The sequence below is a fragment of the Spirillospora sp. NPDC046719 genome (assembly GCF_040645715.1).
GTDB lineage: Bacteria > Actinomycetota > Actinomycetes > Streptosporangiales > Streptosporangiaceae > Spirillospora.
Genome location: NZ_JBEYYT010000106.1, coordinates 1 through 25925, shown reverse-complemented (window position 1 = coordinate 25925; position 25925 = coordinate 1). Strand labels below are relative to the sequence as shown.

Sequence of the window (25925 nt, the reverse complement as noted above, 5' to 3'; positions counted from 1 at the left end):
CAAAATACACATTAATTCCCACACACTCCCCCACCACCCCCATCTCCCCAACTGCCCCACCCGGGTGGCGGCCCCGCGCCCCCCGCCCGCCGCCCCCGGCGGCGGGCCGGGCGGCGGACACGGTCTCGTCGGCATGCGGGAACGTGCGACCATGCTGGGCGGACGGTTCTCCGCCGGCCCCGCGACCGACGGCGGGTTCCTGGTGGAGGCCGAGCTTCCGCTGACGAGGGAGGGGAATTCCACCAGTGGACACGGTTCCGAGGCGCCCCCCGGCCGCCGCTGACCGCGCTCTCGCCCGCACCGGAACGGGGCCCCGCCGGTGATCCGGGTGCTGGTGGCGGACGACCAGACCATCGTCCGCGCCGGGTTCGCCGCCCTGCTCGACGCGCAGGAGGACATCACCGTCGTCGGCGAGGCCGGCGACGGGCGGCAGGCGGTCGCGCTCGCCGAGCGGGGACGTCCCGACGTCGTCGTCATGGACATCCGGATGCCCGGGATGGACGGCATCGAGGCCACCCGCCGGATCCTCGCGCAGCCCGGCTCCGAGGGCGTCCGCGTCCTCGTGCTCACCACCTTCGACGTGGACGAGTACGTCTACGAGGCGCTCGCGGTCGGCGCGTCCGGCTTCCTGCTCAAGGACGCGACCGCCGACGAGCTGGTCTCCGCGGTCCGGGTCGTCGCGCGCGGCGACTCGCTGCTGGCGCCGCAGGTCACCGGGCGGCTGATCCGGGAGTTCACCAAGCAGCGGCGGAGCCGTCCGCAGGCGCCGTCGGAGCTGTCCACGCTGACGGCCCGGGAGAGCGAGGTGCTCGTGCTGATCGCGGGCGGGCTGTCCAACGCCGAGATCGCCGCCCGCCTCGTCGTCAGCGAGCACACGGTCAAGACGCACGTGGCCCGGGTCTTCACCAAGCTGGGCCTGCGCGACCGGGCCCAGGCCGTCATGCTCGCCTACGAGTCCGGCGTCGTCGTCCCGGGCGAGAACGCGACCTGATCAGCGGCCGCCAGCCCCGTCGCCTCAGGCGGGCGGGTACGGGCCCGGTGGGCCGTACGGCCGGGCGCCCGGAGGCGGGAGGTCGGAGGCCCGGGCGCCCGGAGGCGGCGGTGGCGGCGGCTGGGCGGCGCCCGGGTGCGGCGGGTACGCGGAGCCTGCCGCGGGCGTCGTGCTCTTGCGGCGGCGCATGACGGCCGGGCCGAGGAAGAGCACGCCGCAGCCGACCGCCAGCAGCGGCCCGACGATCATCATGATGACCGCCTCGCGGCCGTCCTTGGACTTCTGCTCGTCGTAGGACCGGTGGGTGGCGCGCCCCTTCCGGAGCGTCGTGCAGGTGTCGCCCGGCGACATCACGCGCTCGCCGCACTTGACCGTGCCGCCCGGCATCGACGACAGGCCACCCACGAACAGGCCGATGCCGAGCACGAGGCCGAGCACCCCGTAGAGCCAGTTCTTCACGCGCCGCCTCCCGTCCGTCCAGCGGGATGGTAGTGGCCGCGGCGGACGGAACGGCGCCCGCCGGCCCGCCCGCTACCGGCGGCGCAGCAGCCGCAGCGCCTTCTCCTTCTCGAAGTCCAACGCCCGCGCGGGCGGCGCGGACAGCCGGCCGATGCGCTCGCCGAGCTCCCGGACGTGTGCCTGTACCTGCGGCTCGGCGAGCACGCGGAGCCCGAACGCCAGCTCGGCGGGCCCGATGTCGTAGCGCTTCTCCAGCGCCAGCGCGAGCGCGACGGCGCGCAGCTCCGCGTCGCCGAACCGCCGGTGCCCGCCGCCTCGCCCGGTACCGCCGTTCCGTCCGGCGCCGGTGCCGGTGCCGGCCGGTGCGGGGTCGCGGGTCGCGGGGAGCAGCCCGAGCGTCTCCCGGTAGCGGAGCATGCGGGGCGAGGTGCCGAGCCGCCGGGCGGCCTCCGTGATGCGCATGCGTCGATTCTGACAAATTCGTGTCAGAAATGCGCCCCCGACCGTGCCTCCGGACCGTCCCCGCCCGTAGACTCGGCCGGGTCGGCCGGCCCGCGGGGCCGGTCCTCGCGGACGAACGACGCGACCCGCGGGCACAAGTGGACCTGCCGCGCGCGAGCGGACCTGCTGCAAAGCGGACCCTGCTGCGAGAAAGCAGACAAGGAGCAACGAAAGCATGGACTACAAGGTCGCCGACCTTTCGCTGGCGGACTTCGGCCGGCGGGAGATCCGGCTCGCCGAGCACGAGATGCCGGGCCTGATGGCGGTGCGCGAGGAGTACTCCGCCGCCAAGCCGCTGCGCGGCGCCAAGATCATGGGCTCGCTGCACATGACGATCCAGACGGCCGTGCTGATCGAGACGCTGGTGGAGCTCGGCGCCGACGTCCGCTGGGTGTCCTGCAACATCTTCTCCACCCAGGACCACGCCGCCGCCGCGATCGTCGTCGGCAAGGACGGCACGGCCGAGGACCCGAAGGGCGTCCCGGTGTTCGCCTGGAAGGGCGAGACGCTCGAAGAGTACTGGTGGTGCACCGACCAGGCCCTCCAGTGGCCGGACGGCTCCGGCCCGAACATGATCCTGGACGACGGCGGCGACGCGACCCTGCTCGTCCACAAGGGCGCCGAGTACGAGAAGGCGGGCGCCGTCCCGCAGGCGACCGAGGACGACCCGGAGGAGTGGGGGATCATCCTCGACACCCTCCGCCGCACCATCGCCGAGAAGCCGGGCCGCTGGACCGAGACCGCCGCCGGCATCAAGGGCGTCACCGAGGAGACCACCACCGGCGTCCACCGCCTGTACGAGATGGCGAAGGCCGGCACCCTCGCCTTCCCGGCGATCAACGTCAACGACTCGGTCACCAAGTCGAAGTTCGACAACAAGTACGGCTGCCGGCACTCGGTCATCGACGGCCTCAACCGCGCCACCGACGTGCTGATCGGCGGCAAGGTCGCCGTGGTGTGCGGCTACGGCGACGTCGGCAAGGGCTGCGCCGAGGCGCTCAAGGGCCAGGGCGCGCGCGTCATCGTCACCGAGATCGACCCGATCTGCGCGCTGCAGGCCGCGATGGACGGCTTCCAGGTCACCACCCTGGAGGACGTCGTCGAGATCGCCGACATCTTCGTGACCACCACCGGCAACTTCAACATCATCCGCGCCGACCACATGGCCCGGATGAAGCACCAGGCGATCGTCTCCAACATCGGCCACTTCGACAACGAGATCGACATGGCCGGGCTCGCCAAGACCGACGGCATCGAGAAGATCGAGATCAAGCCGCAGGTGCACGAGTGGCGGTTCGCGGACGGCCACTCGATCATCGTGCTGGCCGAGGGCCGGCTGATGAACCTCGGCTGCGCCACCGGCCACCCGTCGTTCGTCATGTCCAACTCGTTCACCAACCAGGTCATCGCGCAGATCGAGCTGTTCACCAAGACCGAGGAGTACCCGGTCGGCGTGTACGTGCTGCCGAAGCACCTGGACGAGAAGGTCGCCCGCCTCCACCTGGACGCGCTCGGCGTCAAGCTGACCACGCTCACCAAGGAGCAGGCCGCCTACATCGGCGTCCACGTCGAGGGCCCGTACAAGCCGGACCACTACCGCTACTGATCGCCTGTAGCGTTCGGACCGCCGCACGGCCCAAGGCCGTGCGGCGGTTTGTGCCTTGAGGGGGACGGATGAGCGATATCGCGGACGTGTCGCTGGCGTACGAGGGCGTCAAGCGGATCGAGTGGGCCGACCGGAGCATGCCGGTGCTGCGGCAGATCCGGGAGCGGTTCGCCAAGGAGCGTCCTTTGGACGGCCTGCGGATCGCGGCGTGCATGCACATCACGACGGAGACGGCCTGCCTGATCCGGACCCTGCAGGCGGGTGGGGCGAGCGTGGCGCTCGCGTCGTCCAACCCGCTGTCCACGCAGGACGACACGGCCGCCGCGCTCGTGCAGGAGGACGGCACGGAGGTCTTCGCGCGCGCGGGCATCGACCGTGAGGGCTATTACGCGCACATCCACCAGGCGCTGGAGACGGGTCCCGACCTTGTGCTGGACGACGGCTGCGACCTCGTCAACACGCTGCACACCGACCGCACCGATCTGCTGCCCACGGTGAAGGCCGGGTGCGAGCAGACGACGACGGGCGTCATACGCCTGCACCAGATGGCCCGTGAGGGCGCCCTCCGGTTCCCCATGGTCGCGGTGAACGACACCGATACGAAGCACATGTTCGACAACCGGTACGGGACCGGGCAGTCGACGCTGGACGGCATCATCCGCGCCACCAACACGCTTCTGGCGGGCAAGACGGTGGTCATCGCGGGCTTCGGCTACTGCGGGCGGGGCCTCGCCGAGCGCGCGCGGGGCCTGGGCGCCCGTGTCGTCATCACCGAGATCGACCCGGTGAAGGCGCTGGACGCGGCGCTGCAGGGCTTCGCCGTGCAGCCGATGGCCGAGGCGGCGGTGGAAGGCGACGTGTTCATCACCGTCACCGGCAACCGCGACGTGGTGAACGCCGAGCACCTCGCGCTGATGAAGGACGGCGCGATCCTCGCCAACTCCGGCCACTTCGACGTCGAGATCGACGTGCGCGCGCTGGAGGAGATGGCGGTCGCCGTCCACCACGGCGTGCGCCCGCAGACGGACGAGTACGTCCTGGCCGACGGCCGCCGCCTGGTCCTGCTGGCCGAGGGGCGCCTGGTCAACCTGGCGGCCGCCGAGGGCCATCCCGCCGCGGTGATGGACATGTCCTTCGCCGACCAGGCCCTCACGTGCGCGTGGCTCGCGACGGCGCACGCGTCGCTGCCCGCCGCCGTCCACGACGTCCCCAAGGAGATCGACACGGAGGTGGCGCGGCTGAAGCTGGCGTCCATGGCCATCTCCATCGACCTGCTCACCCCGGACCAGGAGGACTACCTGCACTCCTGGCGCATCGGGTCCTGACCCGTGCCGTCCGGGACGTACCTGCACGTCGACGAGGGGATCGAGGAGCGCTTCCAGTGCGCTCCCGGGCCCGGCGGCTGGCGCTACACGTCCCGCCGGGACGACGGCGTCCGCCTGGACCTCGTCGTGGACGCGCGCTGGCGGCAGATCCGCGTCGAGCTCGTCACCCCCGGGTGGTGGCTGCGGGGCGGGCTGACCGGGCCCGAGCTGGCGTGGGTGCGCGCGGCGGGGGAGTCGGGCACCGAGCACGGGGAGCGGGCGTCGGGCTTCGTGTCCGGTTCGCCGGGGTTCCTCGTCGCGGTGGCGCGTTCCCTTGAGCTGGACGAGGGCGCCGCGACCGATGTCCGTCTCGTCCGGTTGAGCGGGACGTCGCTGTCGGCGCTGACGGTGCTGTGGCGGTGGCGCCGGGGCGCGACGTCCTCCTACGAGACCGAGACCGAGCCGCTGCCCGTGACGGAGTACGAGATCACCGATCTGTCGACGGGCGAGGTGGAGTTCCTGTATCTGGCCGGTGACGTCGCCGTGGCGGCTCCGGGCGTGGAGCTCACCGACCTGGAGTCGCCGCCGAACCTCCTTGCCTGACCCCTCGCGCTACTGGTCCGGAAGGAGCGCCAGCAGGGCGCCCACGGCGGGCGGCAGGGGGCGCCCGGCGAGGGTGACGGCGACGAGGTCGCGGTGCAGCGGCGGATCGGTCGGGACGGCGGCGATGCGGTCCGCCGCGTTCCGCAGGGCCTGGGGCGGCAGCAGCGACACGCCCAGCCCGTGACCGACGAGCTCCACCAGGTACTGGATGGTGTCGACCTCCGCGGCGACCCTGCGGCGCAGCCCGGCGGCGGCGCAGGCGGCGTCGATCTGGGCGCGCAGCGCCGAGTCCGCGCGGTACTCGACGAAGTCGCGGGCGGCGAGCGCGGGGTCGGCGAGGCGGATCGCGCCGCGCGCGGCCAGCGGGTCCGTCCGGGGGACGGCGAGGACGAGCCGGTCGCCGCCGAGCGGGTGCTCGGTGAGCCGCGCGTCGCCGGTCGCGTGGTCGACGAACGCGAGGTCGAGCCGTCCGGCGGCGGTCTCTCGGGCGAGGGCGGGCGCGCCCGCGTGCCGCAGTCGGAGGGTCACGCCGGGGTGGCGGCGCCGGTAGCGGGCGAGCAGCGCGGGCAGGTCGAGGACGCCGAGCATCTGGATCGCGCCGATGGTCAGCCGGCCGCGCAGCAGCCCGCGGACCCCGGCGACGGCGTCGCGGCCGCTCTCCGCGGCGGCCAGCGCGCGGCGCGCGGACGGCAGCAGCGCGCGGCCCGCCTCGGTCAGCTCGACGCGGCGGTTGGTGCGGGTGAACAGCCGGGCGCCGAGTTCGCGTTCGAGGGCGCCGATCGAGCTGGACAGGCTGGACTGCACGACGTGGACGCGGGCGGCGGCACGGGTGAAGTGCAGTTCCTCGGCGACGGCGACGAAGTGCTCCAGCTGGCGCAGCTCCATGGATCGACCTTACCGATGGTGAGCATCGAAATTATGTGTTGGACCGATGATGGTTCGCGCCGCCACCCTGGGAAGGGTGTTCGGGATGGAAGGAGTGCATTGATGGGGATTCGGGGGGACAGGTCGCTGCGTGACCTGCGGAGGGCGGCCGGCCCGGCGTGCATGGCGTACGCCTTCTGGGCCGTCATGCTCGGCACCACGCTCGCCACGCCGCTGTACCCCATCTACCAGCGACAGCTCGGCTTCGGCAGCCTCGTCACGACCGTCGTCTTCGCCGTCTACGCGGCCGGCGTGATCTTCGCGCTGCTGTTCGGGCGGTCCTCGGACGCGCTCGGCCGCCGCCGCATGATGCTGGCGGGCGTGGCGGTCTCGATGGTCGCCGCCGTGGTGTACCTGGTGGCCGGCGACGTCCCGGTCCTGCTGGCGGCGCGGGTGCTGTCGGGCCTTTCGGCGGGTGTCGTCACCGCGACCGGGACGGTCACGCTGGTCGAACTCGTCCGGCCGGAACGCCGCGGCGCGGCGGCGCTGCTCGCGGCGGCCGTCAACATGTTCGGGCTCGGCAGCGGCCCGCTGGTCGCCGGGCTCCTCGCCGAGTACGCGCCGCATCCGCTGGAGCTGCCGTTCGCCGTGGACCTCGCCGTGCTCGCGTTGGCGCTGGTGGCCGTGCTGGTGGCGCCCGAGACCATCCGCGAGCCGCGGGTCACGTGGCCCCGGGCGCAGCGGCCCGCGGTGCCGCCCGAGGTGCGGCCGGTGTTCGTGCCCGCCGCCGTCGCCGCGTTCTCCGCGTTCGCGGTCTTCGGCCTCGTCACGGCCGTCGTCCCGGGGATCCTCGCCACCGTGCTGCACCGCCCCGACCGGGCCCTCACGGGCGTCGTGGTGTTCGCCATGTTCGGCGCGTCCACGGCCGGGCAGGTGCTGTTCGCCAAGGTGCCGGAGCGGATCGCGCTGCCCACGGGGTGCGGAGTGCTCGTGGCGGGGCTCGCCGCCATAGCCGGTGCGCTCCTGGCCGAGTCCCTCCCGCTGCTCGTCGTCGGGACCGTCGTGGTCGGCCTGGGGCAGAGCCTGGGCTTCCGCGCCGGGCTCGCCGCCATCACCGCGGGCACCCCGGCCGCCCAGCGCTCCCAGACGGTGTCGAGCTTCTTCCTCACCGCCTACGCCGGCATCTCCCTGCCGGTGATTCTTGTCGGAGTCGCCGCCCAGGCGTTCGGCCTGCGCGACGCCGCCGTGGCGTTCACCGCGGTCGTCGCGGTGCTCGCGCTGGCGGCGCTGGCCGCGCTCCTCCGGCTCGAACGGCACGGGACGTCCGAGGGGGACGCGGAGTCCGACCGCGCTCCGCACCATGCCGGCCGCTGACCCGGCGTGGGGCGGGGCTTATGCGGGTCCATAGGCCGGTCGAGGGCTACTGCGTGACGGTGACGGTGTGGGACGCGGTATTGGGGTCGGCCCACACCGACAGGACGTGGCGGCTCGCGTCCCAGGCCGTCCGCCACTTCCCGGCCGGATCGGTCGACGTGACCTTCGGGGTGGACGGGAACCAGATCTCCGTGGGGCCGGACACGCCGGCCTTGTTCCGCCAGGAGACCGTGAGCGTCGGCGAGGAGTACGACATCTTCACCGGGGTGCCCGCTATGGCCCTGGCATAGGGGCGGGCCAACAGCTTGGTGAAGAGCGTCGGATTGCCCTTCCCGTCGGTCACGCCCGTGGACCCCGGGTCGTTGGACCAGTAGGACCAGCCGATGCCCAGGTCGTCCGCCATGGAGAGCCAGTCGCCGGTGAAGTCCGCCGCACCGGGGGCGTCCTGCCCCATGCCGCCGACCTCACCGAGCCACATCGGGGCGTTCAGGCGGCGCGCCGCAGCGGGCATGTTGCGCTTCCACAGCGCGAACTGCGCCTGGATGAGGAGTTTCGTAGCGCCGCTGTAGGCGCCGCCCAGGTCCACCCCGCCCGGGTAGAAGTGCGGCGCCAGGACGATGCGCGGCGTCCCTGGGCGCGGGTCCTTGACGGGTGCGATGGAGGATTCCGCGCCTTCGTTGGAGCCGAGGGCCTCCGGCTCCACGAACACCCAGTTGTCCCGGTCGACCTTCCGGATGGCGTCGACGATCCGCTGGTAGAAGGGGGTCAGGATGGGGCCTTCGAAGAAGCCGAACTGGCGGGTCCCGCCGAACGGCTCGTTCATCAGGTCGTAGCCCAGGACGGCGGGGTCCTTGGCGAAGCGCTTCGCCACGTGCTGCCACATCGCCGTGTACCGCTGCATCAGCTCCGGGTGCTTCCCGGTGTTGTTCCAGAAGTTGTCGTACGCGCGCAGGATCGCGGGCTGGAGGTAGGTGAGCACCCACGGGTCCTGGGGCGTGCAGGGCAGCCCGTCGGTGATCGTGGCCCAGGCGGGAGCGCCGTCACCGGCGCCCTTGCACGCGTCGGGGCCGTAGATGTCCTGGTGCATGTCCAGGATGACGTGCATCCCCTGCTCGCGGTACCAGGCCACCCGCTTGGCGACCTCGTCGAGATAGGCGTCGTCGTACTGGCCCGGCTTCGGCTCGATGTTCCTCCAGAGGATCAGGTACCGGACGGAGTCGGTGCCCATCTCGCGGGCCTCGCGGACCACGTCGTCCCGGCCGATCCAGGGAAGGCCGCTGTCGCCCTTGGCGCTGCTGGCGGTGTTGAGGCCGTGCAGGATCAGCGTGCGGCCCTGGTCGTCGGTGATGGTGGGCGGCGGCGCGGCGTCCGCGTGCGCGGGGGCTCCGGCCGCCGCGGTCCCCGCGGTCCCGGCGAGGGCCAGCGCGGTGGTCAGGGTGATCCGGCCGAGGGCACTGCGGACGCGCATCCCGCCTCCTGAACGTGAAATTTGTTCGGATATTAGGAGGCGGGGAGGTCCTGGGGAAGTCGTAGAAGTACACAACAACAACACCGGCTTACGGCGGTTGATGACAAGGCGGTGCTTCGGCCGCTGGTCGGTGGGCCTTCGACGCCCGTCCGGCTAACGGCCCGGGTGCACGCCGCCGTTGGGGTACGGCGCGGGCGGCATGCCTTGCACCGGGTAGGGCGCGGGCGGATACGGGCCGCCCGGGTAGGGCCCGGCCGGACGGCCACCGGCCGGGTGACCCCCGGTCGGGTACGCGCCCGTCGGGTACGCGCCCGTCGGATAAGGGCCTGCCGGGTAGGGGCCGGCTGGGTAGGGGCCGGTCGGGTAGGAGCCGGTCGGATAGGGGCCGCCCGGGTACGGGCCGGCCGGATGAGGGCCGGGCTGCGGCTGCGGGCCCGCCGGCGGCCCCTGCCAGCCGGGCGGAGGAGGCTGGCCTGTTCCGGCCATGGCCATCGCCGGGACGGGAACAGGGCCGGGAACGGGGGCCGTGCCGGGAGCGGGAGCCTGCGCCCAGCCCGCCTGCCCGGTGCGCCGCAAGCGGCGCGCGCGCCGCTGGGCCAGCCGCCATTCCTCCCGCTGGCGGCGCTCCGCGAGCACGGCGGACAGCAGGATCTCCGGGCGCACGCCCGGCGGCGGCGGAGGGCTGATCACGTCAACGACCTGCGCGGCTATGCGCTGCCCCAGGGAGTCCCGTACTTCCGGCAGCAGCTCCCAGAACCGCGACAGGTACTGGCGGGCCGTCATCGCCAGCTCGTCCGAGAGCATGGAGATCTCCAGCGACCGCGCCCACCAGGCGAGCTGAGGGGGCATGACGGCGACGGGGCCGAGGCGGCCGGACGGGATCCGCTCCTGGATGACGATCGTCCCGGCGAACAGGTCTCCGAGGCGCTTCCCGCGCCGGTTGCAGAACGAGGTGATCAGGGCGGGCGCGCCGTAGAGCGTCCAGAACTCGATGAAGCCGGCGAGCGCGCGAACGAGCGCCTGCCGGAACCTGATCGGTCCGCCGTCGTCGGCCACGACCCGGATCCGGAGGGCCATCTTCCCGAGCGTCCGGCCCCGCGACAGGGTCTCGAACGCGCACGGGTAGCCGACCAGCACGGCGACGACCGCGACCAGGGAGAGCCCGACGGTCCACGCGTCGTCCGCGACCAGGGCCGTCAGGCCCGTCACGTAGACGGCGAGGTTCAGCAGGATGAGCTGGAACAGCAGGTCCAGCAGCAGGGCACAGCCCCGGCTGGCCAGCCGCGCGACCCGGATGTCGAGCGCGACGGCCTCGCCGGTGACGAGTTCGGCCATGTCCTGATCCTCCAATGCCGGGGCCGGTCCATTTTGCCGCCTTCGCGGGGCGAGGCGTTAGTCTCCCCGGGTGGACGTCGACGCCTATGTGGCCGCGCACAACGCCGACTGGCTACGGCTTGAGCATCTCATCAACCGCGGCCGCAGGCTGACCGGCGTGGAGGCCGACGAGCTGGTCGAGCTGTACCAGCGGACGGCCACGCACCTGTCCGTCGTCCGGTCGAGCTCGCCGGACCCGGAGCTCGTGGGGCGGCTGTCGTCGCTGGTGGCGCGCGGCCGGGCCGCGGTCGCGGGCGCCCACGCGCCGATGTGGCGGGACGTCACGCGGTTCGCGACGGTGTCGTTCCCCGCCGCCGCCTACCGGATGCGGTGGTGGTGGCTGGGCAACGCGGTCCTCGGCAACCTGCTGGCGCTGGCCCTGGCGATCTGGATCGTGCACAGCCCGCACGTGCAGTCGAGCATCGGCACCCCCAACGAGATCCGCGACCTGGTCGAGCACGACTTCGCGAACTACTACACCGAGCACTCCGCCGCGTCGTTCGCCTTCAAGGTGTGGACGAACAACGCGTGGGTGTCGGCGATCGCCCTCATCTTCGGCATCCTGCTGGGCATCCCGACCGTGTACGTGCTGCTGATGAACCAGATCAACCTCGGCGTCACGGGCGGGCTGATGTTCGCCTACGGCAAGGGCGACGTGTTCTTCGGGCTGATCCTGCCGCACGGCCTGCTGGAGCTGACCGCGGTCTACCTCGCGTGCGCGGGGGGCCTGAAGCTCGGCTGGACGGTCGTGGACCCGGGGCGCCGCCGCCGCGGCCAGGCGCTCGCCGAGGAGGGGCGCGCCGCGATCAGCATCGCGATCGGCCTCGTCGGCGTGCTGCTGGTGTCCGGGCTGATCGAGGGCTTCGTTACCGGCTGGGTGCACGTCACGTGGCTGCGCATCGCGATCGGCGTCGTCGCCGAGGCCGCGTTCCTTGGCTACGTGATCGTGCTGGGCCGCCGCGCCACCCGGCAGGGCGAGACCGGGGACGCGGAGCTGCGTCCCGATCTCGTCCCGGTCGCGGGCTGACCGGCGCGCGGCGCGGGTCCCACTCATACCCGGCGAACCACCATCGATCGGTGCCGCCGCCCGTCACTCCGGGTGACGCGCGGCCTTCCGCGTCCGTCCAGGCGTCGCTGAGCGGGCCGCTGAGCCGTTCAGAGGCGTCCGGCGGCCTTGAGGGCGAGGTAGGCGTCCGCGAGGGCGGGAGCGATGTCCTGGGGCGGCGCGTCCACGACCTCGACGCCGTGCGCGCGGAGCTCGGCGGTGAGCCGGCGCCGCTCGGCCCGCGCCCGCTCCGCGGCCGCCGCGTCGTACACCGCCGCGAGATCGCCCCGCCCGGCGGCCATCTCGCCGACCCGCGGATCCGCCACGGCGGCGATCATGACCAGGTGGCGGGCCGTCAGCCGGGGCAGCAGCGGCAGCAGCCCCTCCTCGATCGCCGCGGTGTTCAGCTCGGTCAGCAGGACGACCAGGCACCGCTGCCGGACCCGCGACATCAGCGTCGACACCATCCCCGCCGCGTCGAACTCCAGCAGCTCCGGCTCCAGCGGGGCCATCGCGTGCACCATCGCGGGCAGCAGGTCGGTACGGGACGCGCCCTCGACGCGCGTACGGACGCGCCGGTCGTAGGCGAGCATGTCGACGCGGTCCCCGGCGCGGGACGCCAGGGCGCCCAGGAGGAGCGCCGCGTCCATGGAGCAGTCCAGGCGCGGGATGTCCCCGACCCGGCCCGCGGACGTGCGGCCCGTGTCCAGCACCAGGTAGATCCGGCGGTCGCGCTCGGGACGCCACGTCCGGACCACCACGTCCGCGCGCCGCGCGGTGGCCCGCCAGTCGATCGAGCGGACGTCGTCGCCGTCGACGTACTCGCGCAGCGAGTCGAACTCGGTCCCCTGGCCGCGGATGAGCGCGACGTGCGCGCCCGTCAGCTCCCGCAGGCGCGCCAGCTTCGCGGGCAGGTGGCGGCGCGACGGGAACGCGGGCAGCGCGCGCACCGTCCAGGGCGCGGGCCGCGACAGCTGCCGGGCGGCCAGCCCCAGCGGCCCCACCGACCGGACCACGACGGTCACGGCGCGGCGGTCGCCGCGCCTCGTCGGCGTCAGCGTCATGTCGACGCGGCGGCGCTCCCCGGCCGGGACGTCCACGCGCACCGTCCGGGGCGCGGCGGCCGCGCTGGGCGGCCACACGTCCCTCAGCCGCGCCTTGAGTCGGCGCCGGCCGAGGTTCTCCACGATCAGCGCCACCTGGGCCGTCTCGCCGAGACGGACGTTGGTGTCGCCCGACCTGTGGAAGCGCAGCGCCCGCACGTTGCCGGCCAGGGCGAGGTCCACCACGACGCCGAGCAGCAGGACGCCCCACACCGCGAGGAGCGTCCACCAGCTCGGCAGCAGAACCGGTGCGACCGCGCCGAGCAGCGCCAGCAGCCCCAGGCGTCCAGTGAGCGCCATCAGCGCGGGGCGGGGACGTGGGCGAGGATGCCCTCCAGCACCCCGTCGGCCGTCGCGCCCTCGAGCTCCGCCTCGGGGCGCAGCTGCACGCGGTGCCGGAGCGTCGGGCGGGCCAGCGCCTTCACGTCGTCCGGCGTCACGTAGTCGCGGCCGGACAGCCACGCCCACGCGCGCGAGGTGGCCAGCAGCGCGGTGGCGCCGCGCGGGGAGACGCCCAGCTGGAGCGACGGGGACTGGCGCGTGGCGCGGCACAGGTCCACGACGTACGCGGCGACCTTCGGGTCCAGGTGCACCGCCCGGACCGCGGCGCGCCCGGCGGCCAGTTCCGCGGCGCCCGCCACGGCCTTCACCTCCGACAGGTCGCGGGGGTCGAACCCCGCGGCGTGCCGCTGCAGCATCCTGATCTCCTCGTCCCGGGTGGGGACGGGCACGGTCAGCTTCACCAGGAACCGGTCGAGCTGCGCCTCGGGCAGCGGGTACGTGCCCTCGTACTCGATCGGGTTCTGCGTCGCGCACACCACGAACGGGTCCGGCAGGGCGCGGGCCGTCCCCTCCACCGAGACCTGCCGCTCCTCCATCGCCTCCAGCAGCGACGCCTGCGTCTTCGGCGGGGTGCGGTTGATCTCGTCGGCGAGCAGCAGGTTGGTGAAGACCGGGCCCTCGCGGAACTCGAACTCCGCGGTCCGGTTGTCGTACACCAGGGACCCGGTCACGTCGCCCGGCATCAGGTCGGGGGTGAACTGGACGCGCTTGAAGTCGAGGTCGAGGGCCCGCGACAGCGTCTTGATGAGCAGCGTCTTGGCGGTTCCGGGGACGCCCTCCAGCAGCACGTGGCCGCGGCACATCAGCGCGATGACGAGCCCCGTCACCACCGAGTCCTGGCCGACGACCGTCTTGGCCACCTCGCCGCGCAGGGCCGCGAGCGCCGCGCGGGCGGTCTCGGCCTGCCGCAGGGTCTCCTCGGACATGCCCCCGGCGCCCGGCGGGGCGTCGCCCGGCACCGGGCCGGGCGCGTCGTCCTTCCCGAGGTCAACAGGGTGGTTCACGACTGGCGTACCTGCCTTTCCAGGTCGTCGAGGACGGAGGTGAGGGCGATCAGCCCGGCGTCGTCCACGGGTTCGGGACCGTACAGGGCCGCGCCGACGTACTCCTCGCCGCGGTCGGTCCGGCGGGCCACGGCCGCGACGATCTCCTGCGCGGCCGCGGGGTCCTGCGCGCTGGTGCGCGGCAGGCCGAGGAGCGGGACGATGCGCTCGCGGGCGCCGGAGCGCAGCGCGTCCGCGGCCCGGTCCCGGGGGCGGGGCGGCCGGGTCACGGGCGCGCGCCCCGGCCCCCCGGCCCCCGCGCCGAGCAGCCCCGGCGGCCCCCCGGCCCCCACCCGGCCGCCCCCCCGCGCCCCCCCCCCCGCCCCCCCCGCCGCACCCCGCGGCGCCCACGACCACGGGCAGCGCCTCGGCCACCACCGGGCCGAGCCGCCGCCCCCGCCACAGCGCCACCAGGACGACGGCGACGATCAGCTCCAGGAAGAACAGCTTGACGCCGAACGGCAGCAGGTCGGTGAGCGACTCCTGCCCCGCGCCGGCGCCCTCGGTGGGGAGGTCGGGGGCCAGCCACACCACGGACTGGCCCGCCCCCGCGAGGTTCATCAGCAGCGCCGCGTCGCCCTCCTCCGCGAGGTGCTGGTTGGTGAGCGGCGTGCTGGAGCCCAGCACGGTGACGGTCCTCGGACCGTCCTGCACCTGCACGAGGCGTGCCTCGTGGTCCACCTCGTAGCAGGTGACGGCGTTGCCGGACACGGCGTAGGTCTGCGACTGGCCGAACGTCACCGCGCCCGCCAGCGTGGCGGCGGGCAGCGGGCATCCGGGGTCGCCCGTGCCGGCGAAGCTGGTGTTCTCGATCTCGACGCCGGGCGCGAGGGCCTCCAGCACCGGCGCCGTGGGCTCGACCAGCAGCAGCGCCCCTTGCGCGCCCCGCATGCGATCGATGTCGTTCTCGGTGAGCCGCTCGCTCCGCGTGACCACCATGACGGTGCCGGGGCCGGACTGGTCGACGGCCTGAGCGGCGTGCCTCGCCACCGCGACGGGCGTCCCGTGCTGCTTGAGGATCTCCGCGAGCGCGCGCGAGCCGTCCCTCTTGGGGGAGGTGGGGTCGAGCCGTTCGGGCGAGCCGGACGGGCGCAGCGCGGCCAGGATGACCGCGATCACCGCCATAGCGAGCAGCGCCGCCACCACGCCGCGCGCCGACCGCCAGCGGCGCCCGGCGACCTGCCGGGCGGACGCCTCGCCGCTGCCCGCCTCCTGCGCGCGCGCCGGCGACTGGATCACCATCGCTGGCCTCCGTCCGGATCGTCGGCGCCGACGCCCGCGGGCGTGAGGCCGTCGGACTCCAGCGGCTTCGGACGCGCCGCGCGCAGCCGCTCGTCGAGCTCCTTGACCTGCGCGTACCGCTCGGCCGTGCCGGGACGGTCGCCGTACCAGACGTCGTCGAACACCCGTACGCCGGCGCGCAGCGCGTCCGCCAGCTCGGGCACGGCCTCGCCCGCCTCCGCCGCCAGCTCGTCCGCCGTCCGGCCGGGCCGCGGGGCGAGCACCGCGCGCTCCTCCAGGTCGCGGGCGATGGCGCGGAGCCTCTCCCGGATGGCCTCGGCCCACTGCCCCTCGGCCGCGAGCCGTTCCGCGGCCTCCCGGTGGTCGAGAGCGGTCGACGGCTTGTCCTCCAGGAGCGGGTCCTTCCTGGAACGCGGGTTCCGGCGGCCCCACATGAGCCACACGACCAGGCCGACCGCCACCAGTGCGATCACCACGATGACGACTATGGAGACCCATCCGCCGCCGCTGCCGTGCGCGTTCGGATGGGAGGCGTGGCTGAACAGTTTCTGGAGCCAGTCGGAGAAGCGTTCCCACACACGCTCCAGCCAGGACGGCTTGTCCCGCTGGTAGATCTGCTTGTCCAGCTCACGGCGCGCCATGTCGCGGGCCTCGTCGCGGCCGATCGGGTCGAGCATCACCGGCGCGCCCCCGCTTCCGTTCCGGTTCCCTGCCAGGCCCCTACACGGCGGGGCCGCCACAGGTCGATGAAGCCCTCCCCGTCGTCGCCGTCCGCCCGGCCGTTCCCCTCGCCATCTCCGTCGCCGTCACTACCGCCACTAGCGCCACTGCCGTCACGGCCGGATCCGGCCGCCGCCACCGCGGCGGCGGACCGTCCCCGCGTACGCAGGTCGAGGTCGAGACCCTCACGGCGCATACGGCGGTCCATATAGAGCAACGCGATGACGCCGGCGTCGAACGGCAGCACCACCGCCCAGCTGATGATCCGGCCCGCCGTGTCGACCGCCAGCGCGCCGACCGTCGAGCCGCCGTCCGAGCCGAGCCCGAAGAAGATCAGCTGGATGACCAGGAACGGGATCCGCAGAGCGAAGAACCCCATGAACACCGTGATGAGGATCGCCAGCAGGAGCGTCCCGCACGTGCGGAACCACCGGCCCTTGGACAGCACCCGGGCCCGCCTGAGCGCGCCGACGACGGTCGTACGCTCCAGCACCACCGCCGGTACGGCCAGCACCAGCAGGATGTACGACCACACCATCAGCGCTATGCCGACGGGGAAACCGATGACCGCCGCCAGTACGCCCAGCGCAGGATGCGCACCGGACGCCACCAGCAGGATGAACGGAATGATCGGCGCCACCATCGCGGCGAGCGGCACCAGCAGCACCACGGCCGCCGTTCCGGCGAGCCGGCCCAGCCGCGGCCGTGCGTCGCGCCACGCCTGCCTGGGCGCGATGGGCAGCCCCACCAGTTCGCGCCCCAGGATCGGCGCGAGCAGCCCCGACAAGACCAGGATCCCGTAGGCCGACAGCACCAGCCCCATGACGGCGAGGGTCATCTGCGCCCCGAACGACCGCAGCAGGACCCCGGGCGTGACCTCGTCGCGCGCCTCGTTGCCGATGAAGAAGTAGGCGGCGACGGAACTCGCCACCTGGGTCACCGCGCTGAACGCCAGGGCGACGCCGAGGGCCGTGCGGGGCCGGCGTCGGATCCCGGCGATCGACCCGTCCAGCATCTCCGAGATGGACATGGGGCGGAACGGGACGTCGGCGTCCGCGTCGTCGTCCCAGCCGTCCGGTCCCGGCATGTCGGCTCCCTGCGATCTTCGGCGGGGGGTGTCCCGGCGTGGACGGCCCATGGTGGCCGCGGCCGCCGGTCAGGTCATCCTGTCACGGGCGAGCCGCCGCATATGCCGACACGGGCCCGGTCGGTGCCGATCTGCGCCCTGACGGGCGCGCACAGGGACGAAAGCTTCCGATCCCGGACAACCTGGCATGTGTTTCGGGAGTCCCGTTTACAATCCCGCCCTTGTATGGGGTGACGCATAAGGCGCGCATAAGGCGGGCCTACTGCCATGTCACGCCCTGGCGCGCGTCAGGGGCCGGCCACCGGACGCATGGAGGAGTCATGTACGAGGCAAACGCAGGTAACCTGGCACGCCAAGGCATATCTCTCCCTGGCGAGGTGGGGCCGGAGCGTCTCACCCCACTCCACCGAACCCCGACTTTGTGACGATGAGGGCCATGAGAGGACGTGTACTGGTCGTCGACGACGATCTCGCGCTCGCCGAGATGCTCGGCATCGTGCTGAGGGGCGAGGGCTTCGAGCCGTCGTTCGTCCACGACGGCGACAAGGCGCTCGAGGCGTTCCGGGAGACCCGGCCCGACCTGGTGCTGCTGGACCTGATGCTGCCGGGCGCCGACGGCATCGACGTCTGCCGGCAGATCCGCGCCGAGTCCGGTGTGCCGATCGTCATGCTGACCGCCAAGAGCGACACCGTCGACGTCGTCCTCGGCCTCGAATCGGGCGCCGACGACTACATCGTCAAGCCGTTCAAGCCCAAGGAACTGGTCGCCCGTGTGCGCGCGCGCCTGCGCCGCACCGACGAGCCCGCTCCCGAGACCCTGCAGATAGGGGACATCACCATCGACGTGGCGGGGCACTCGGTGAAGCGCGCCGACCGCCACATCCCGCTGACCCCGCTGGAGTTCGACCTGCTCGTCGCACTGGCCCGCAAGCCCCGCCAGGTGTTCACCCGCGAGGTCCTGCTGGAGCAGGTCTGGGGGTACCGGCACGCCGCCGACACCCGCCTGGTCAACGTCCACGTCCAGCGGCTCCGCGCCAAGATCGAGAAGGACCCGGAGCGGCCCGAGATCGTCGTCACCGTGCGCGGCGTCGGCTACAAGGCCGGGCCCGCCTGACCCCCCGGTCCCGCGCCCCTCGTGACAGCCGGAACGGCACGCCGATGACCGCCACACCGCCCCGCCCCCAGGACCCCTCGTGAAGGCCGACATGTCGAGGGCGAAGCGGTTCGCGCGGCGCGGCCTGCTGGCGCTGCGGCGCGTCCTGCGCGGAACGGCCAGCCGCGCGTACATGCGGTGGCGCCGCTCCATCCAGGTACGGGTGGTCACCTCGACGCTGTTCATTTCGGCGATCGTGGTGGCCATCCTGGGCGTGTTCCTCATGCAGCAGGTGTCGACCGCGCTCATGGACGGCAAGGTCAAGGCGGCCCGCCTCCAGCTGGACGAGGGCCTGGCGCAGGTCCAGCGGGACCTGGGCAACAGCACGTCGCCGGCCGCCGAGGACGGCAGCCGCCTCAACGCCGTGGTGAACCGCCTCAAGGCGCGCAGCGGCCCGTCCGGCCTGTACGAGGTGTACATACGCGACACCACCGCCGAGTACTTCGACGGGTACGCCACCAACGAGCTCCGTAAGGAGAGCGTCCCCAAGCGTCTCCGGGACGAGCTGAAGCATGCTCCCGCCGGAGCGCGCGCCTACACCTACGGCAAGCTCACCTATGTCGGAGGGCACCCGTCCGAACGCGGCCTCATCGTGGGCGGCAAGTCCGGCCAGTTCGAGCTGTACTACCTGTTCCCCTTGGAGCAGGAGCAGAAGACCCTCACCAACGTCAGCCGCTCCATGGTCGGCGTGGGCGTCGTCCTGGTGCTCCTCCTGGCCGCCATCGCCTCACTGGTGACACGCCAGGTCGTCATCCCGGTGCGCCTGGCCGCGCAGGGGGCGCAGAGGCTCGCCGCAGGACGGCTCGAAGAGCGCATGCGCGTGCGCGGGGAGGACGATCTGGCGCGCCTGGCCCGCTCCTTCAACGACATGGCCGCCAACCTCCAGGAGAAGATCGGCGAACTGGAGGACCTGTCGCAGCTGCAGCGCCAGTTCGTCTCCGACGTCTCCCATGAGCTGCGCACGCCCCTGACCACGATCAGGATCGCGGCCGACATGCTCTACGAGAACCGCGACACCTTCGACGACCCCGCCGTGGGGCGGTCCGCGGAGCTCCTGCAGAGCCAGCTCGAACGGTTCGAGTCGCTGCTGGCCGACCTGCTGGAGATCAGCCGCCACGACGCCGGCGCCGCCACGCTCGACGCGGAATCGCTCGACATGCGCGATCTGGTCCTGCGCGTCGTCGGCGACATCCAGGGGCTCGCCGAGCGCAAGGGCAGCAAGGTCGTCCTGCAGCTCCCCGGCGAGCCCTGCATGGCCGAAGTGGACCGGCGCAGGGTCGAGCGCATCCTGCGCAACCTCGTCGTCAACGCCGTCGAGCACGGCGAGGGCGAGGACATCGTGGTGTCGGTGGCCGCCGACCGCGACGCCGTCGCCGTCGCCGTGCGGGACCACGGCGTCGGCCTCAAACCGGGGGAGGGACAGATGGTCTTCGACCGCTTCTGGCGCGCGGATCCCGCCCGCGCGCGCACTACCGGCGGCACGGGGCTCGGGCTGTCCATCTCGCGCGAGGACGCGCAGCTGCACGGCGGATGGCTGCAGGCGTGGGGAGAACCCGGCGTCGGCTCCCAGTTCCGCCTGTCGCTGCCCCGCGTCGCCGGAGCCGAACTGCGCGGATCGCCCCTCCCGCTCGTCCCGCCCGGGGCCGGCGACGCGCGCCCCCTCTTCGCCGAACTGGAGGCGGGGGATTGACCGGCGACCGCCGCCCGGCGCGGCGCCTCCAGACCAGGCGGATGCGGCCCGCCGTCGCCGTCGCGGCCGTGCTCGTCCTGTGCGCGGCCGGATGCGCCAACGTGCCCACGGGCGGCCAGGTCGTCACCGGCAAGCCCGCCGAGAAGGCCGAACGCGTGGACGACCCGTACGTCCGCCTCATCCCCGTCAGCCCCCAGCCCGACTGGGGGCCCACCCAGCTCGTCTCCGGCTTCCTCACCGCCTCCGCGAGCTTCGACGACGGCCACAAGGTCGCCAAGGAGTACCTGAGCACCCCCAACGCCTGGGACCCCGGCCTCAGGCCGTACGTGGACGTCCTGTCGAGCCGCACGGTCGACTCCCACGTGGACCAGACGTCCGCGAACCAGGCCACCGTGCACGTCACCGGCGACCAGCTCGGCACGATCGACTCCGACGGCCAGTACACCGCCGCGCCCAAGAGCGTCGAAGCCGACTTCCAACTGGCCAAGACCCAACAGGGCGTCTGGCGCATCACCGGGCTCCCCGGCAACGACAAGGCCGGCCTGTTCCTCACCAAGGACGACGTCGAGCGCGCCATGCGCACCGTCAACCTGTACTTCTTCGCCCCTGACGAGCACACCCTCGTCCCCAACGGCATCTTCCTGCCGGTGGTGGACCGCGAGACGCTCCCCACCCAGCTCGTCCAGGCGCTCCTGTCCGGCCCCACGTCCTGGCTCAACGGGGCCGTGCAGAGCGCGTTCCCCAAGGGGACCAGGCTGCGCGGCGGCAGCGTCCGCATCGACAAGGACGTCGCGATCGTCGACCTCAGCCAGGACGCCCGCGGCGGCAACGTGGAGCGCATGTCGGCCCAGCTCAGCTGGACGCTGCGGCAGCTCTCGGAGATCAAGCGCTGGCGGCTGGAGATCGACGGGGAGACCGTGACGCCGCAGGGCTCCGACGCCACGCAGTCCGTCCACTCCTGGGACGGGAACTCCCCGGACGGCCAGGACCCCGACGAGCAGGTCCGCCAGACCGCCTACGTCGCCGGCACCGCCGGCTTCCTCGGCACCCTCCAGGGCGACCGCGCACAGCCCGTCGTCACCGGCGCCGCCGGACGGCTGTCCCACCCGGCCGTATCACCGAACTACCAGGAGCTGGCGGGGCTCAGCACGGACGGCACCCAGCTCGTCACCGCGGGGCCCGTCGCGGGCAGCCCGGCCCTTCACGTCCTGCTGAACGCCCACAAGGGCGCGCGCTTCACCGCGCCCTCGTGGAGCCGTGACGGCACCCTGTGGACGGTGGAGAGCACCCGTAAGGCGTCGTGGCTGTGGGTCCGCCGTCCCGGCAAGGCGCCGGTGAAGGCCGGCCACTGGGGCCTCGGCGGACGGCAGGTGCTGGCGTTCCGCGTGGCGCGGGACGGTGTCCGTACCGCCGTCATCGTCGGGATCGACGGGCGCCCCGAGGTCCAGATGGGCCGGATAGCCACCGCCCCTGACGGGTCTTTGGACGTGGGGTCGTTCCTGCCCGTCTCGTCCGAACTCCAGGACGCCGTCGACCTGGCGTGGCGCGACTACGACACCCTCGCCGTCCTCGGCCGCGCCAAGCGCGACTCCCAGACGCTGCCGTACCTGATGCCCGTGAGCGGAAGCGCCATCACGTCCCTGGGCGTCGGCGCGCTCGGCGAGCCCCGCACCATCGCCGCGGCCCCGGGGTCCCCGGTGCTGATCGGGACCTGGTCGTCGGGCAAGGACCAGGTGTGCCGCCAGCGCCCGCCCGTCACCTCGTACAGCCAGTGGATCTGCCCGACGGCGGCCCGGGACCCCAGCTACGCGCACTGAGCCCGCGCGGTTATCCACAATTCGGCGGAGGGCTTCCGGCCGCCGGGTCCGGCGGCCATCGTCGAGGTCATGAGCTTCCTCGGCGATCTGATCGACTTCCTGCTGCCCGAGATCTGCGCGGGCTGCGGCGGCGAGCCCGGCCTGCTCTGCGGCTCCTGCGCCGCGCCGCTGTACGGGCCCGCCCGTCCGGCGCGTCCGGCGCCCCCGGGCGTCCCGCCCCCGTGGACGGTCGCCGCCTACGAGGGCGCCGTCCAGAAGATCTTCTCGGCCTACAAGGAGCACGGCAGGACGGCCCTGGCCACCCCGCTCGGCGAGGGCCTGGCCAGAGCGGTGGACGCGGCCCTACCAGACCCCCGGGCACCCGGCCCGCTCCGCCAACCCGACCCGCCGCGCGGCCCAGCCCCGCTGCGTCAGCCCGATTCGCCAGGCGAGCCGAGCCCGCCGCGCGGCCCAGACCCGCCGCGCAGTGCCTCGAAAGCCACGACACCCTCTGCGACCTCGGCAGCGTCGGCGACGACGACGGCAGCCTCGACAACGGAACCGATTCCGATCGTGTGGGTGCCATCGCGCCGGGGAGCGGCACGGCGGCGCGGGCACGATCCCATGAGGCAGGCCGTGGCGGTGGCCGTGCACCGGTTGCGGGCGGGCGGCGTCCCGGTGGTCGCGCTGGGCGGGCTGCGCCAGTGCCGGCGGGTCGCCGACCAGGCCGGGCTCGGGGCGAAGGCGCGCCGGGAGAACCTGAACGGCGCGCTGGAGGCGGTCGCGCGAGCCCCTCTCGCCGGACGACGGGTCGTCCTGGTCGATGACGTGGTCACGACCGGCGCCTCGCTGGCCGAGGCGGCACGCGCACTACGGGAGGCGGGCGCCGACGTCGCCGCAGCGGCCACCGTAGCGGCGACCCCGCTGCGCCGAGAATGGTGATCGCGACGGAGACGCCGCGCGGGAGACGCCGCCGTGGGAGACGCCGCGCGGGGTCGATGATCGTGACGGCCGTGCCCGGTCCGGGCGGTGACTTTCTTCACGTCGGCGGGCTAGGAAGGCAGCTAGCTACCTAACGTAGCCGCGTCCTCAGGCGGCGCCGGGCGCCGTTCGGCGGACAGAAGGGGTAATTCGGATCACATCGCTTCATGACGGGAGTAGAGATTTCTCAAACTCACCCGGCGGAGAGGAGGGCCTGACCTGCGGGTCACGAACGCCCGAACCGCCCGGCACCAGGGGCCTCTGGGGCCTCCGGCGCCTGGCGGAGGCGGGCCTGGGGACGGCGCAGCGGCGGCTCTCGATGACGTTCAGTGAGTTTTTCCTCGCCTCACCCCCCTGACATTCGTGGCGTAAGGGGTTAGCGTTCCTGACATGGCACCCGCCCGGGTCCGTGGTTGCGTCGGATCGCAGTGCTCGTCAGGAGCACGGCAGACGATCCGGCTAGCCGATGCCAGGCGCAGGCGAAACGGCCCACGTAAGGCGACTTCTCGTCGACCGATCACGGTGCGCCTTAGAGGTAAGTCCTGCCCCGTCGAGGGATCCGACATCCCCCGAACCGGGAGAAGGGCAGTAGTGGCGAGAGCGCCGCGAGCCCCTCAGCAGGCGGATGTGGGGACGAAGACCAGGTCGGCCGGGCGGGTGCGACCCACCGTGCTCTGGTGCCCGTACGGGGCCAACAGGGGTCCCGAACCGGGCGTGAATCGCAACCGGGAGAAGGGGGGTCCCGCGTGGACATCATCGTGAGGGGCCGGCACACCGAGGTCAACGACAGGTTCCGTCGGCACGTCGACAGCAAACTGACCAAGATCGAGCGGCTCGACCAGAAGGTCATCCGCGTGGATGTGGAGGTGTCCGAGGAACGCAACCCGCGGCTCGCCGACCAGCGCGAACGAGTGGAGCTCACGATCCGCTCACGTGGCCCGGTGATCCGGGCCGAGGCCGCCGCCGACGACCGCTACGGCGCGCTCGACCTGGCGCTCGACAAGCTGGAGTCGCGGCTGCGCCGCGACTGCGGGCGCCGCAAGGCGCACGGAGGCAAGGGCCGCGCCAAGCTCGCCACGATGGAACCGCTCCCCGAACCGGCGCCGCTGACCGCTCCCGTGCCCGAGCCCGCGTCCAGCGGCACGCGTACGGCCACGGCGGTCGCCGAGGAGGAGACCGGCGCCGCGGGGCCCGGGGCCCAGGTGGACGAGAGCATCGTCCCGATCCCGATGGAGGGCGACGGGCCCGTCGTCGTCCGCGAGAAGTTCCACAAGGCCGAGCCGATGGGCATCGAGCAGGCGCTCTTCGAGATGGAGCTCGTGGGACACGACTTCTTCCTCTACCGCGACAAGGCCACCGGGCACCCCTCGGTCGTCTACCGGCGGAGGGGCTGGGACTACGGAGTGATCAGACTCGTCGAGGAGTGAGGAACGGCGCCCGGCGGCGCGCATACGGCGCCGGAATCGGTACGGCGCCGGCCGGCCCGCGCACCCCGTGGGGCCACGCGGGGCGTCCGGGCCGGCCGGCGTTCCGGATTTTTGTCAGGAGACGTCGGCCCCGCGAGACGCTGGGAACGGCGGAAAACCCCGTAACGTAGGGGCTGAGGGGCGTTGCCGCCGCCGGTGTCACGCCGGCGCGGCCCCGACCCCGTTCGTCCCGGGGCCACCCCGGACCCGGCGAAGAACTCCGGGGGGCGACCCTGGAGCCCCGACCCTCCGGTAGTTTCAGATCACTGACAGTGAAGGGGGGAAGCGGCGTCTCCTCCACGCCGCGACTCAGGTGAGCGAGAATCCCGAGGCTCGCGAAGCCGTGACGGTGCCCCGGCAGGGCGGCGCCGCCGCCACCCCCGCCGAGCGGCGGGCCGCGCGGCCGGGCGATGCGGCCGACCCGATCCGCGTGCTCATCGTCGACGACCACGCGCTGTTCCGCAGAGGCCTGGAGATGGTGCTGCAGGCCGAGGACGACATCGAGGTCATCGGCGAGGGCGGCGACGGCCACGAGGCGGTCGAGATGGCCGGCGACCTGCTGCCCGACGTGGTGCTGATGGACATCCGGATGCCCCGCCGCAGCGGCATCGAGGCGTGCACGGCGATCAAGGACGCCGCGCCCAGCGCCAAGATCGTGATGCTGACGATCAGCGACGAGGAGGAGGACCTCTTCGAAGCGATCAAGGCGGGGGCCAGCGGCTACCTGCTCAAGGAGATCTCGATCGACGAGGTCCCGCAGGCGGTCCGCGCGGTGCACGGCGGGCAGTCGCTGATCAGCCCGTCGATGGCGTCCAAGCTGATCACCGAGTTCGCCTCGCTCGCCAAGCGGAGCGAGGAGCGCACCCAGCAGGTCCCCGCGCCCCGCCTCACCGAGCGCGAGATGGAGGTGCTCCGGCTCGTCGCCCGCGGCCTCGGCAACCGGGAGATCGCGCGGGAGCTGTTCATCTCCGAGAACACGGTGAAGAACCACGTCCGCAACATCTTGGAGAAGCTCCAGCTCCACTCGCGCATGGAAGCGGTCGTCTACGCCGTCCGCGAGAAGCTCCTAGAGATCACCTGACCCGAGGCGCCGCAGCACCCGACCGGTGGCCGCACCACCGACACGGCGCGGCCACCGGGAAAGCCACACCACCGATTCGGCGTGGCTTTCCCGGCGGGGGCCGCGCCATCTGATCGGTAGCAGCGTCACCGACGGGGCGCGGCTACCGGGAAGGCCATGCCACCCGATTCGGTGTGAGCTACCGGCGGGGGCCGTGTCATCTGACCGTCGGCAGCGTCACCGGCACGGCGCGGCCTACCCGGCGAGGGCCGGGTCATTTGACCGGTGGCAGCGTCACCGACGGGGCGCGGCTAACTGGGAAGGCCACGCCGCCCGATTCGGCGTGGGCTACCGGCGGGCCGCCTCGTCACCTGACCGGCGGCCACACCGGCCGAGAGGGGGTGGGCACCGACGGCTTGGGCGGCTTGCAGGAATGGGCTGGCGGCGGGGTCGGGTTACCGGCAATGTGGTTTTGTCGGTGTTGTGGCCTAGCATCGCGGACGTGGTCGAGGCAGAGCTCAGCGCGGACGAAGCACGGCGGCTCCAGTTGCGGGCGCCGCGATTGGTGGGGGCGCGGCCGAGTGGAGGGGGGAGGGGGATGGGTGTACAGGTGGGGGGCGGGCAGCTCGAGACGAGATGGGGGGTGTGCCGGG

The 25925-nt window shown here is 73.0% G+C and carries 21 protein-coding genes and 2 pseudogenes; 13 read left to right on the top strand and 10 right to left on the bottom strand.

Annotated elements, in window-relative coordinates; genetic code table 11:
• Nucleotides 1–283 (top strand): annotated as a pseudogene (locus tag ABZ914_RS19845) (hypothetical protein); the annotation flags it as partial.
• Nucleotides 284–319: 36 nt separating this feature from the next.
• A complete protein-coding gene (locus ABZ914_RS19840) occupies nt 320–991 on the top strand; it encodes a response regulator (protein ID WP_190860153.1) in 672 nt (223 codons plus the stop codon).
• A 24-nt stretch (nt 992–1015) separates the two neighbouring features.
• Here ABZ914_RS19840 and ABZ914_RS19835 read toward each other — a convergent pair whose 3' ends face one another.
• Together ABZ914_RS19835 and ABZ914_RS19830 are read right to left on the bottom strand one after the other, a co-directional pair.
• On the bottom strand, nt 1016–1450 hold the full coding sequence (locus ABZ914_RS19835; RefSeq protein WP_500194641.1) for a hypothetical protein: 435 nt from the start codon (nt 1448–1450) through the stop codon (nt 1016–1018).
• 72 nt (nt 1451–1522) lie between these two features.
• Complete coding sequence (locus ABZ914_RS19830) at nt 1523–1912, bottom strand: MerR family DNA-binding transcriptional regulator (protein WP_500194639.1); 390 nt, start codon at nt 1910–1912, stop codon at nt 1523–1525.
• 214 nt (nt 1913–2126) lie between these two features.
• Here ABZ914_RS19830 and ahcY (ABZ914_RS19825) point away from each other — a divergent pair, with 214 nt between their 5' ends.
• The 3 genes from ahcY (ABZ914_RS19825) (at nt 2127) to ABZ914_RS19815 (ending at nt 5464) form a co-directional block, all read left to right on the top strand.
• The gene (ahcY, locus tag ABZ914_RS19825) at nt 2127–3557 is read left to right on the top strand and encodes an adenosylhomocysteinase (RefSeq protein WP_500194638.1); all 1431 of its coding nucleotides are present in this window, start codon (nt 2127–2129) and stop codon (nt 3555–3557) included.
• 68 nt (nt 3558–3625) lie between these two features.
• On the top strand, nt 3626–4882 hold the full coding sequence (gene ahcY / locus ABZ914_RS19820) for an adenosylhomocysteinase (RefSeq protein ID WP_500194636.1): 1257 nt from the start codon (nt 3626–3628) through the stop codon (nt 4880–4882).
• A 3-nt stretch (nt 4883–4885) separates the two neighbouring features.
• Nucleotides 4886–5464, top strand: a complete 579-nt coding sequence (locus tag ABZ914_RS19815; RefSeq protein ID WP_500194634.1) for a hypothetical protein — start codon at nt 4886–4888, stop codon at nt 5462–5464.
• A gap of 9 nt (nt 5465–5473) precedes the next feature.
• Here ABZ914_RS19815 and ABZ914_RS19810 read toward each other — a convergent pair whose 3' ends face one another.
• Entirely contained in the window at nt 5474–6349 is an 876-nt protein-coding gene (locus ABZ914_RS19810; protein WP_500194632.1) for a LysR family transcriptional regulator, read from the bottom strand.
• Between the two features lie 102 nt (nt 6350–6451).
• Here ABZ914_RS19810 and ABZ914_RS19805 point away from each other — a divergent pair, with 102 nt between their 5' ends.
• Nucleotides 6452–7702: an MFS transporter gene (locus ABZ914_RS19805; protein WP_500194630.1), complete on the top strand. Its 1251-nt coding sequence runs from the start codon at nt 6452–6454 to the stop codon at nt 7700–7702.
• 46 nt (nt 7703–7748) lie between these two features.
• Here the strand turns inward: ABZ914_RS19805 and ABZ914_RS19800 are convergent, their stop codons facing one another.
• Together ABZ914_RS19800 and ABZ914_RS19795 are read right to left on the bottom strand one after the other, a co-directional pair.
• Nucleotides 7749–9170: a cellulase family glycosylhydrolase gene (locus ABZ914_RS19800; RefSeq protein ID WP_500194628.1), complete on the bottom strand. Its 1422-nt coding sequence runs from the start codon at nt 9168–9170 to the stop codon at nt 7749–7751.
• A gap of 153 nt (nt 9171–9323) precedes the next feature.
• A complete protein-coding gene (locus tag ABZ914_RS19795) occupies nt 9324–10505 on the bottom strand; it encodes an RDD family protein (protein WP_500194626.1) in 1182 nt (393 codons plus the stop codon).
• Between the two features lie 70 nt (nt 10506–10575).
• Here ABZ914_RS19795 and ABZ914_RS19790 point away from each other — a divergent pair, with 70 nt between their 5' ends.
• Nucleotides 10576–11571 carry a stage II sporulation protein M gene (locus ABZ914_RS19790; protein WP_190860132.1) on the top strand — a complete coding sequence of 332 codons (996 nt, stop codon included), beginning with the start codon at nt 10576–10578 and terminating at the stop codon, nt 11569–11571.
• A 128-nt stretch (nt 11572–11699) separates the two neighbouring features.
• Here ABZ914_RS19790 and ABZ914_RS19785 read toward each other — a convergent pair whose 3' ends face one another.
• From ABZ914_RS19785 to ABZ914_RS19765, 5 genes and pseudogenes are all read right to left on the bottom strand, one after another.
• Nucleotides 11700–12992: a DUF58 domain-containing protein gene (locus ABZ914_RS19785; protein WP_500194624.1), complete on the bottom strand. Its 1293-nt coding sequence runs from the start codon at nt 12990–12992 to the stop codon at nt 11700–11702.
• Nucleotides 12992–13960: an AAA family ATPase gene (locus ABZ914_RS19780; RefSeq protein ID WP_500194643.1), complete on the bottom strand. Its 969-nt coding sequence runs from the start codon at nt 13958–13960 to the stop codon at nt 12992–12994. Before ABZ914_RS19780 ends, ABZ914_RS19785 begins: the two co-directional genes overlap by 1 nt.
• 729 nt (nt 13961–14689) lie before the next feature.
• Nucleotides 14690–15202, bottom strand: a pseudogene (locus ABZ914_RS19775) (DUF4350 domain-containing protein); the annotation flags it as partial.
• Nucleotides 15203–15312: 110 nt separating this feature from the next.
• On the bottom strand, nt 15313–15996 hold the full coding sequence (locus ABZ914_RS19770; protein ID WP_500194623.1) for a DUF4129 domain-containing protein: 684 nt from the start codon (nt 15994–15996) through the stop codon (nt 15313–15315).
• A complete protein-coding gene (locus tag ABZ914_RS19765) occupies nt 15996–17126 on the bottom strand; it encodes a hypothetical protein (protein ID WP_500194621.1) in 1131 nt (376 codons plus the stop codon). Before ABZ914_RS19765 ends, ABZ914_RS19770 begins: the two co-directional genes overlap by 1 nt.
• Nucleotides 17127–17562: 436 nt before the next feature.
• On the opposite strand from ABZ914_RS19765, the gene mtrA reads away from it, so the two are divergent.
• The 6 genes from mtrA (at nt 17563) to ABZ914_RS19735 (ending at nt 25293) form a co-directional block, all read left to right on the top strand.
• Nucleotides 17563–18240 carry an MtrAB system response regulator MtrA gene (gene mtrA / locus ABZ914_RS19760; RefSeq protein ID WP_151538627.1) on the top strand — a complete coding sequence of 226 codons (678 nt, stop codon included), beginning with the start codon at nt 17563–17565 and terminating at the stop codon, nt 18238–18240.
• Between the two features lie 91 nt (nt 18241–18331).
• Nucleotides 18332–19969, top strand: coding sequence for an MtrAB system histidine kinase MtrB (mtrB, locus tag ABZ914_RS19755; protein ID WP_190860122.1), 1638 nt, complete (start codon nt 18332–18334; stop codon nt 19967–19969).
• A complete protein-coding gene (locus ABZ914_RS19750) occupies nt 19966–21786 on the top strand; it encodes an LpqB family beta-propeller domain-containing protein (RefSeq protein WP_500194618.1) in 1821 nt (606 codons plus the stop codon). Before mtrB ends, ABZ914_RS19750 begins: the two co-directional genes overlap by 4 nt.
• 69 nt (nt 21787–21855) lie before the next feature.
• Nucleotides 21856–22707 carry a ComF family protein gene (locus ABZ914_RS19745; RefSeq protein ID WP_500194616.1) on the top strand — a complete coding sequence of 284 codons (852 nt, stop codon included), beginning with the start codon at nt 21856–21858 and terminating at the stop codon, nt 22705–22707.
• 785 nt (nt 22708–23492) lie between these two features.
• Nucleotides 23493–24173, top strand: coding sequence for a ribosome hibernation-promoting factor, HPF/YfiA family (gene hpf / locus ABZ914_RS19740; RefSeq protein WP_500194614.1), 681 nt, complete (start codon nt 23493–23495; stop codon nt 24171–24173).
• A gap of 388 nt (nt 24174–24561) precedes the next feature.
• Nucleotides 24562–25293 carry a response regulator gene (locus tag ABZ914_RS19735; protein WP_151538674.1) on the top strand — a complete coding sequence of 244 codons (732 nt, stop codon included), beginning with the start codon at nt 24562–24564 and terminating at the stop codon, nt 25291–25293.
• The last annotated feature ends 632 nt before the right edge of the window (nt 25294–25925 follow it).

What these genes read in the sequence shown, in the direction of transcription:
- ABZ914_RS19830 (WP_500194639.1), bottom strand. Translation starts at nt 1,912, where the DNA reads ATGCGCATCACGGAGGCCGCCCGGCGGCTCGGCACCTCGCCCCGCATG.
- ahcY (WP_500194638.1), top strand. Translation starts at nt 2,127, where the DNA reads ATGGACTACAAGGTCGCCGACCTTTCGCTGGCGGACTTCGGCCGGCGG.
- ahcY (WP_500194636.1), top strand. Translation starts at nt 3,626, where the DNA reads ATGAGCGATATCGCGGACGTGTCGCTGGCGTACGAGGGCGTCAAGCGG.
- ABZ914_RS19810 (WP_500194632.1), bottom strand. Translation starts at nt 6,349, where the DNA reads ATGGAGCTGCGCCAGCTGGAGCACTTCGTCGCCGTCGCCGAGGAACTG.
- ABZ914_RS19805 (WP_500194630.1), top strand. Translation starts at nt 6,452, where the DNA reads ATGGGGATTCGGGGGGACAGGTCGCTGCGTGACCTGCGGAGGGCGGCC.
- ABZ914_RS19800 (WP_500194628.1), bottom strand. Translation starts at nt 9,170, where the DNA reads ATGCGCGTCCGCAGTGCCCTCGGCCGGATCACCCTGACCACCGCGCTG.
- ABZ914_RS19795 (WP_500194626.1), bottom strand. Translation starts at nt 10,505, where the DNA reads ATGGCCGAACTCGTCACCGGCGAGGCCGTCGCGCTCGACATCCGGGTC.
- ABZ914_RS19785 (WP_500194624.1), bottom strand. Translation starts at nt 12,992, where the DNA reads ATGGCGCTCACTGGACGCCTGGGGCTGCTGGCGCTGCTCGGCGCGGTC.
- ABZ914_RS19780 (WP_500194643.1), bottom strand. Translation starts at nt 13,960, where the DNA reads ATGTCCGAGGAGACCCTGCGGCAGGCCGAGACCGCCCGCGCGGCGCTC.
- ABZ914_RS19770 (WP_500194623.1), bottom strand. Translation starts at nt 15,996, where the DNA reads ATGCTCGACCCGATCGGCCGCGACGAGGCCCGCGACATGGCGCGCCGT.
- ABZ914_RS19765 (WP_500194621.1), bottom strand. Translation starts at nt 17,126, where the DNA reads ATGCCGGGACCGGACGGCTGGGACGACGACGCGGACGCCGACGTCCCG.
- mtrA (WP_151538627.1), top strand. Translation starts at nt 17,563, where the DNA reads ATGAGAGGACGTGTACTGGTCGTCGACGACGATCTCGCGCTCGCCGAG.
- mtrB (WP_190860122.1), top strand. Translation starts at nt 18,332, where the DNA reads ATGTCGAGGGCGAAGCGGTTCGCGCGGCGCGGCCTGCTGGCGCTGCGG.
- ABZ914_RS19745 (WP_500194616.1), top strand. Translation starts at nt 21,856, where the DNA reads ATGAGCTTCCTCGGCGATCTGATCGACTTCCTGCTGCCCGAGATCTGC.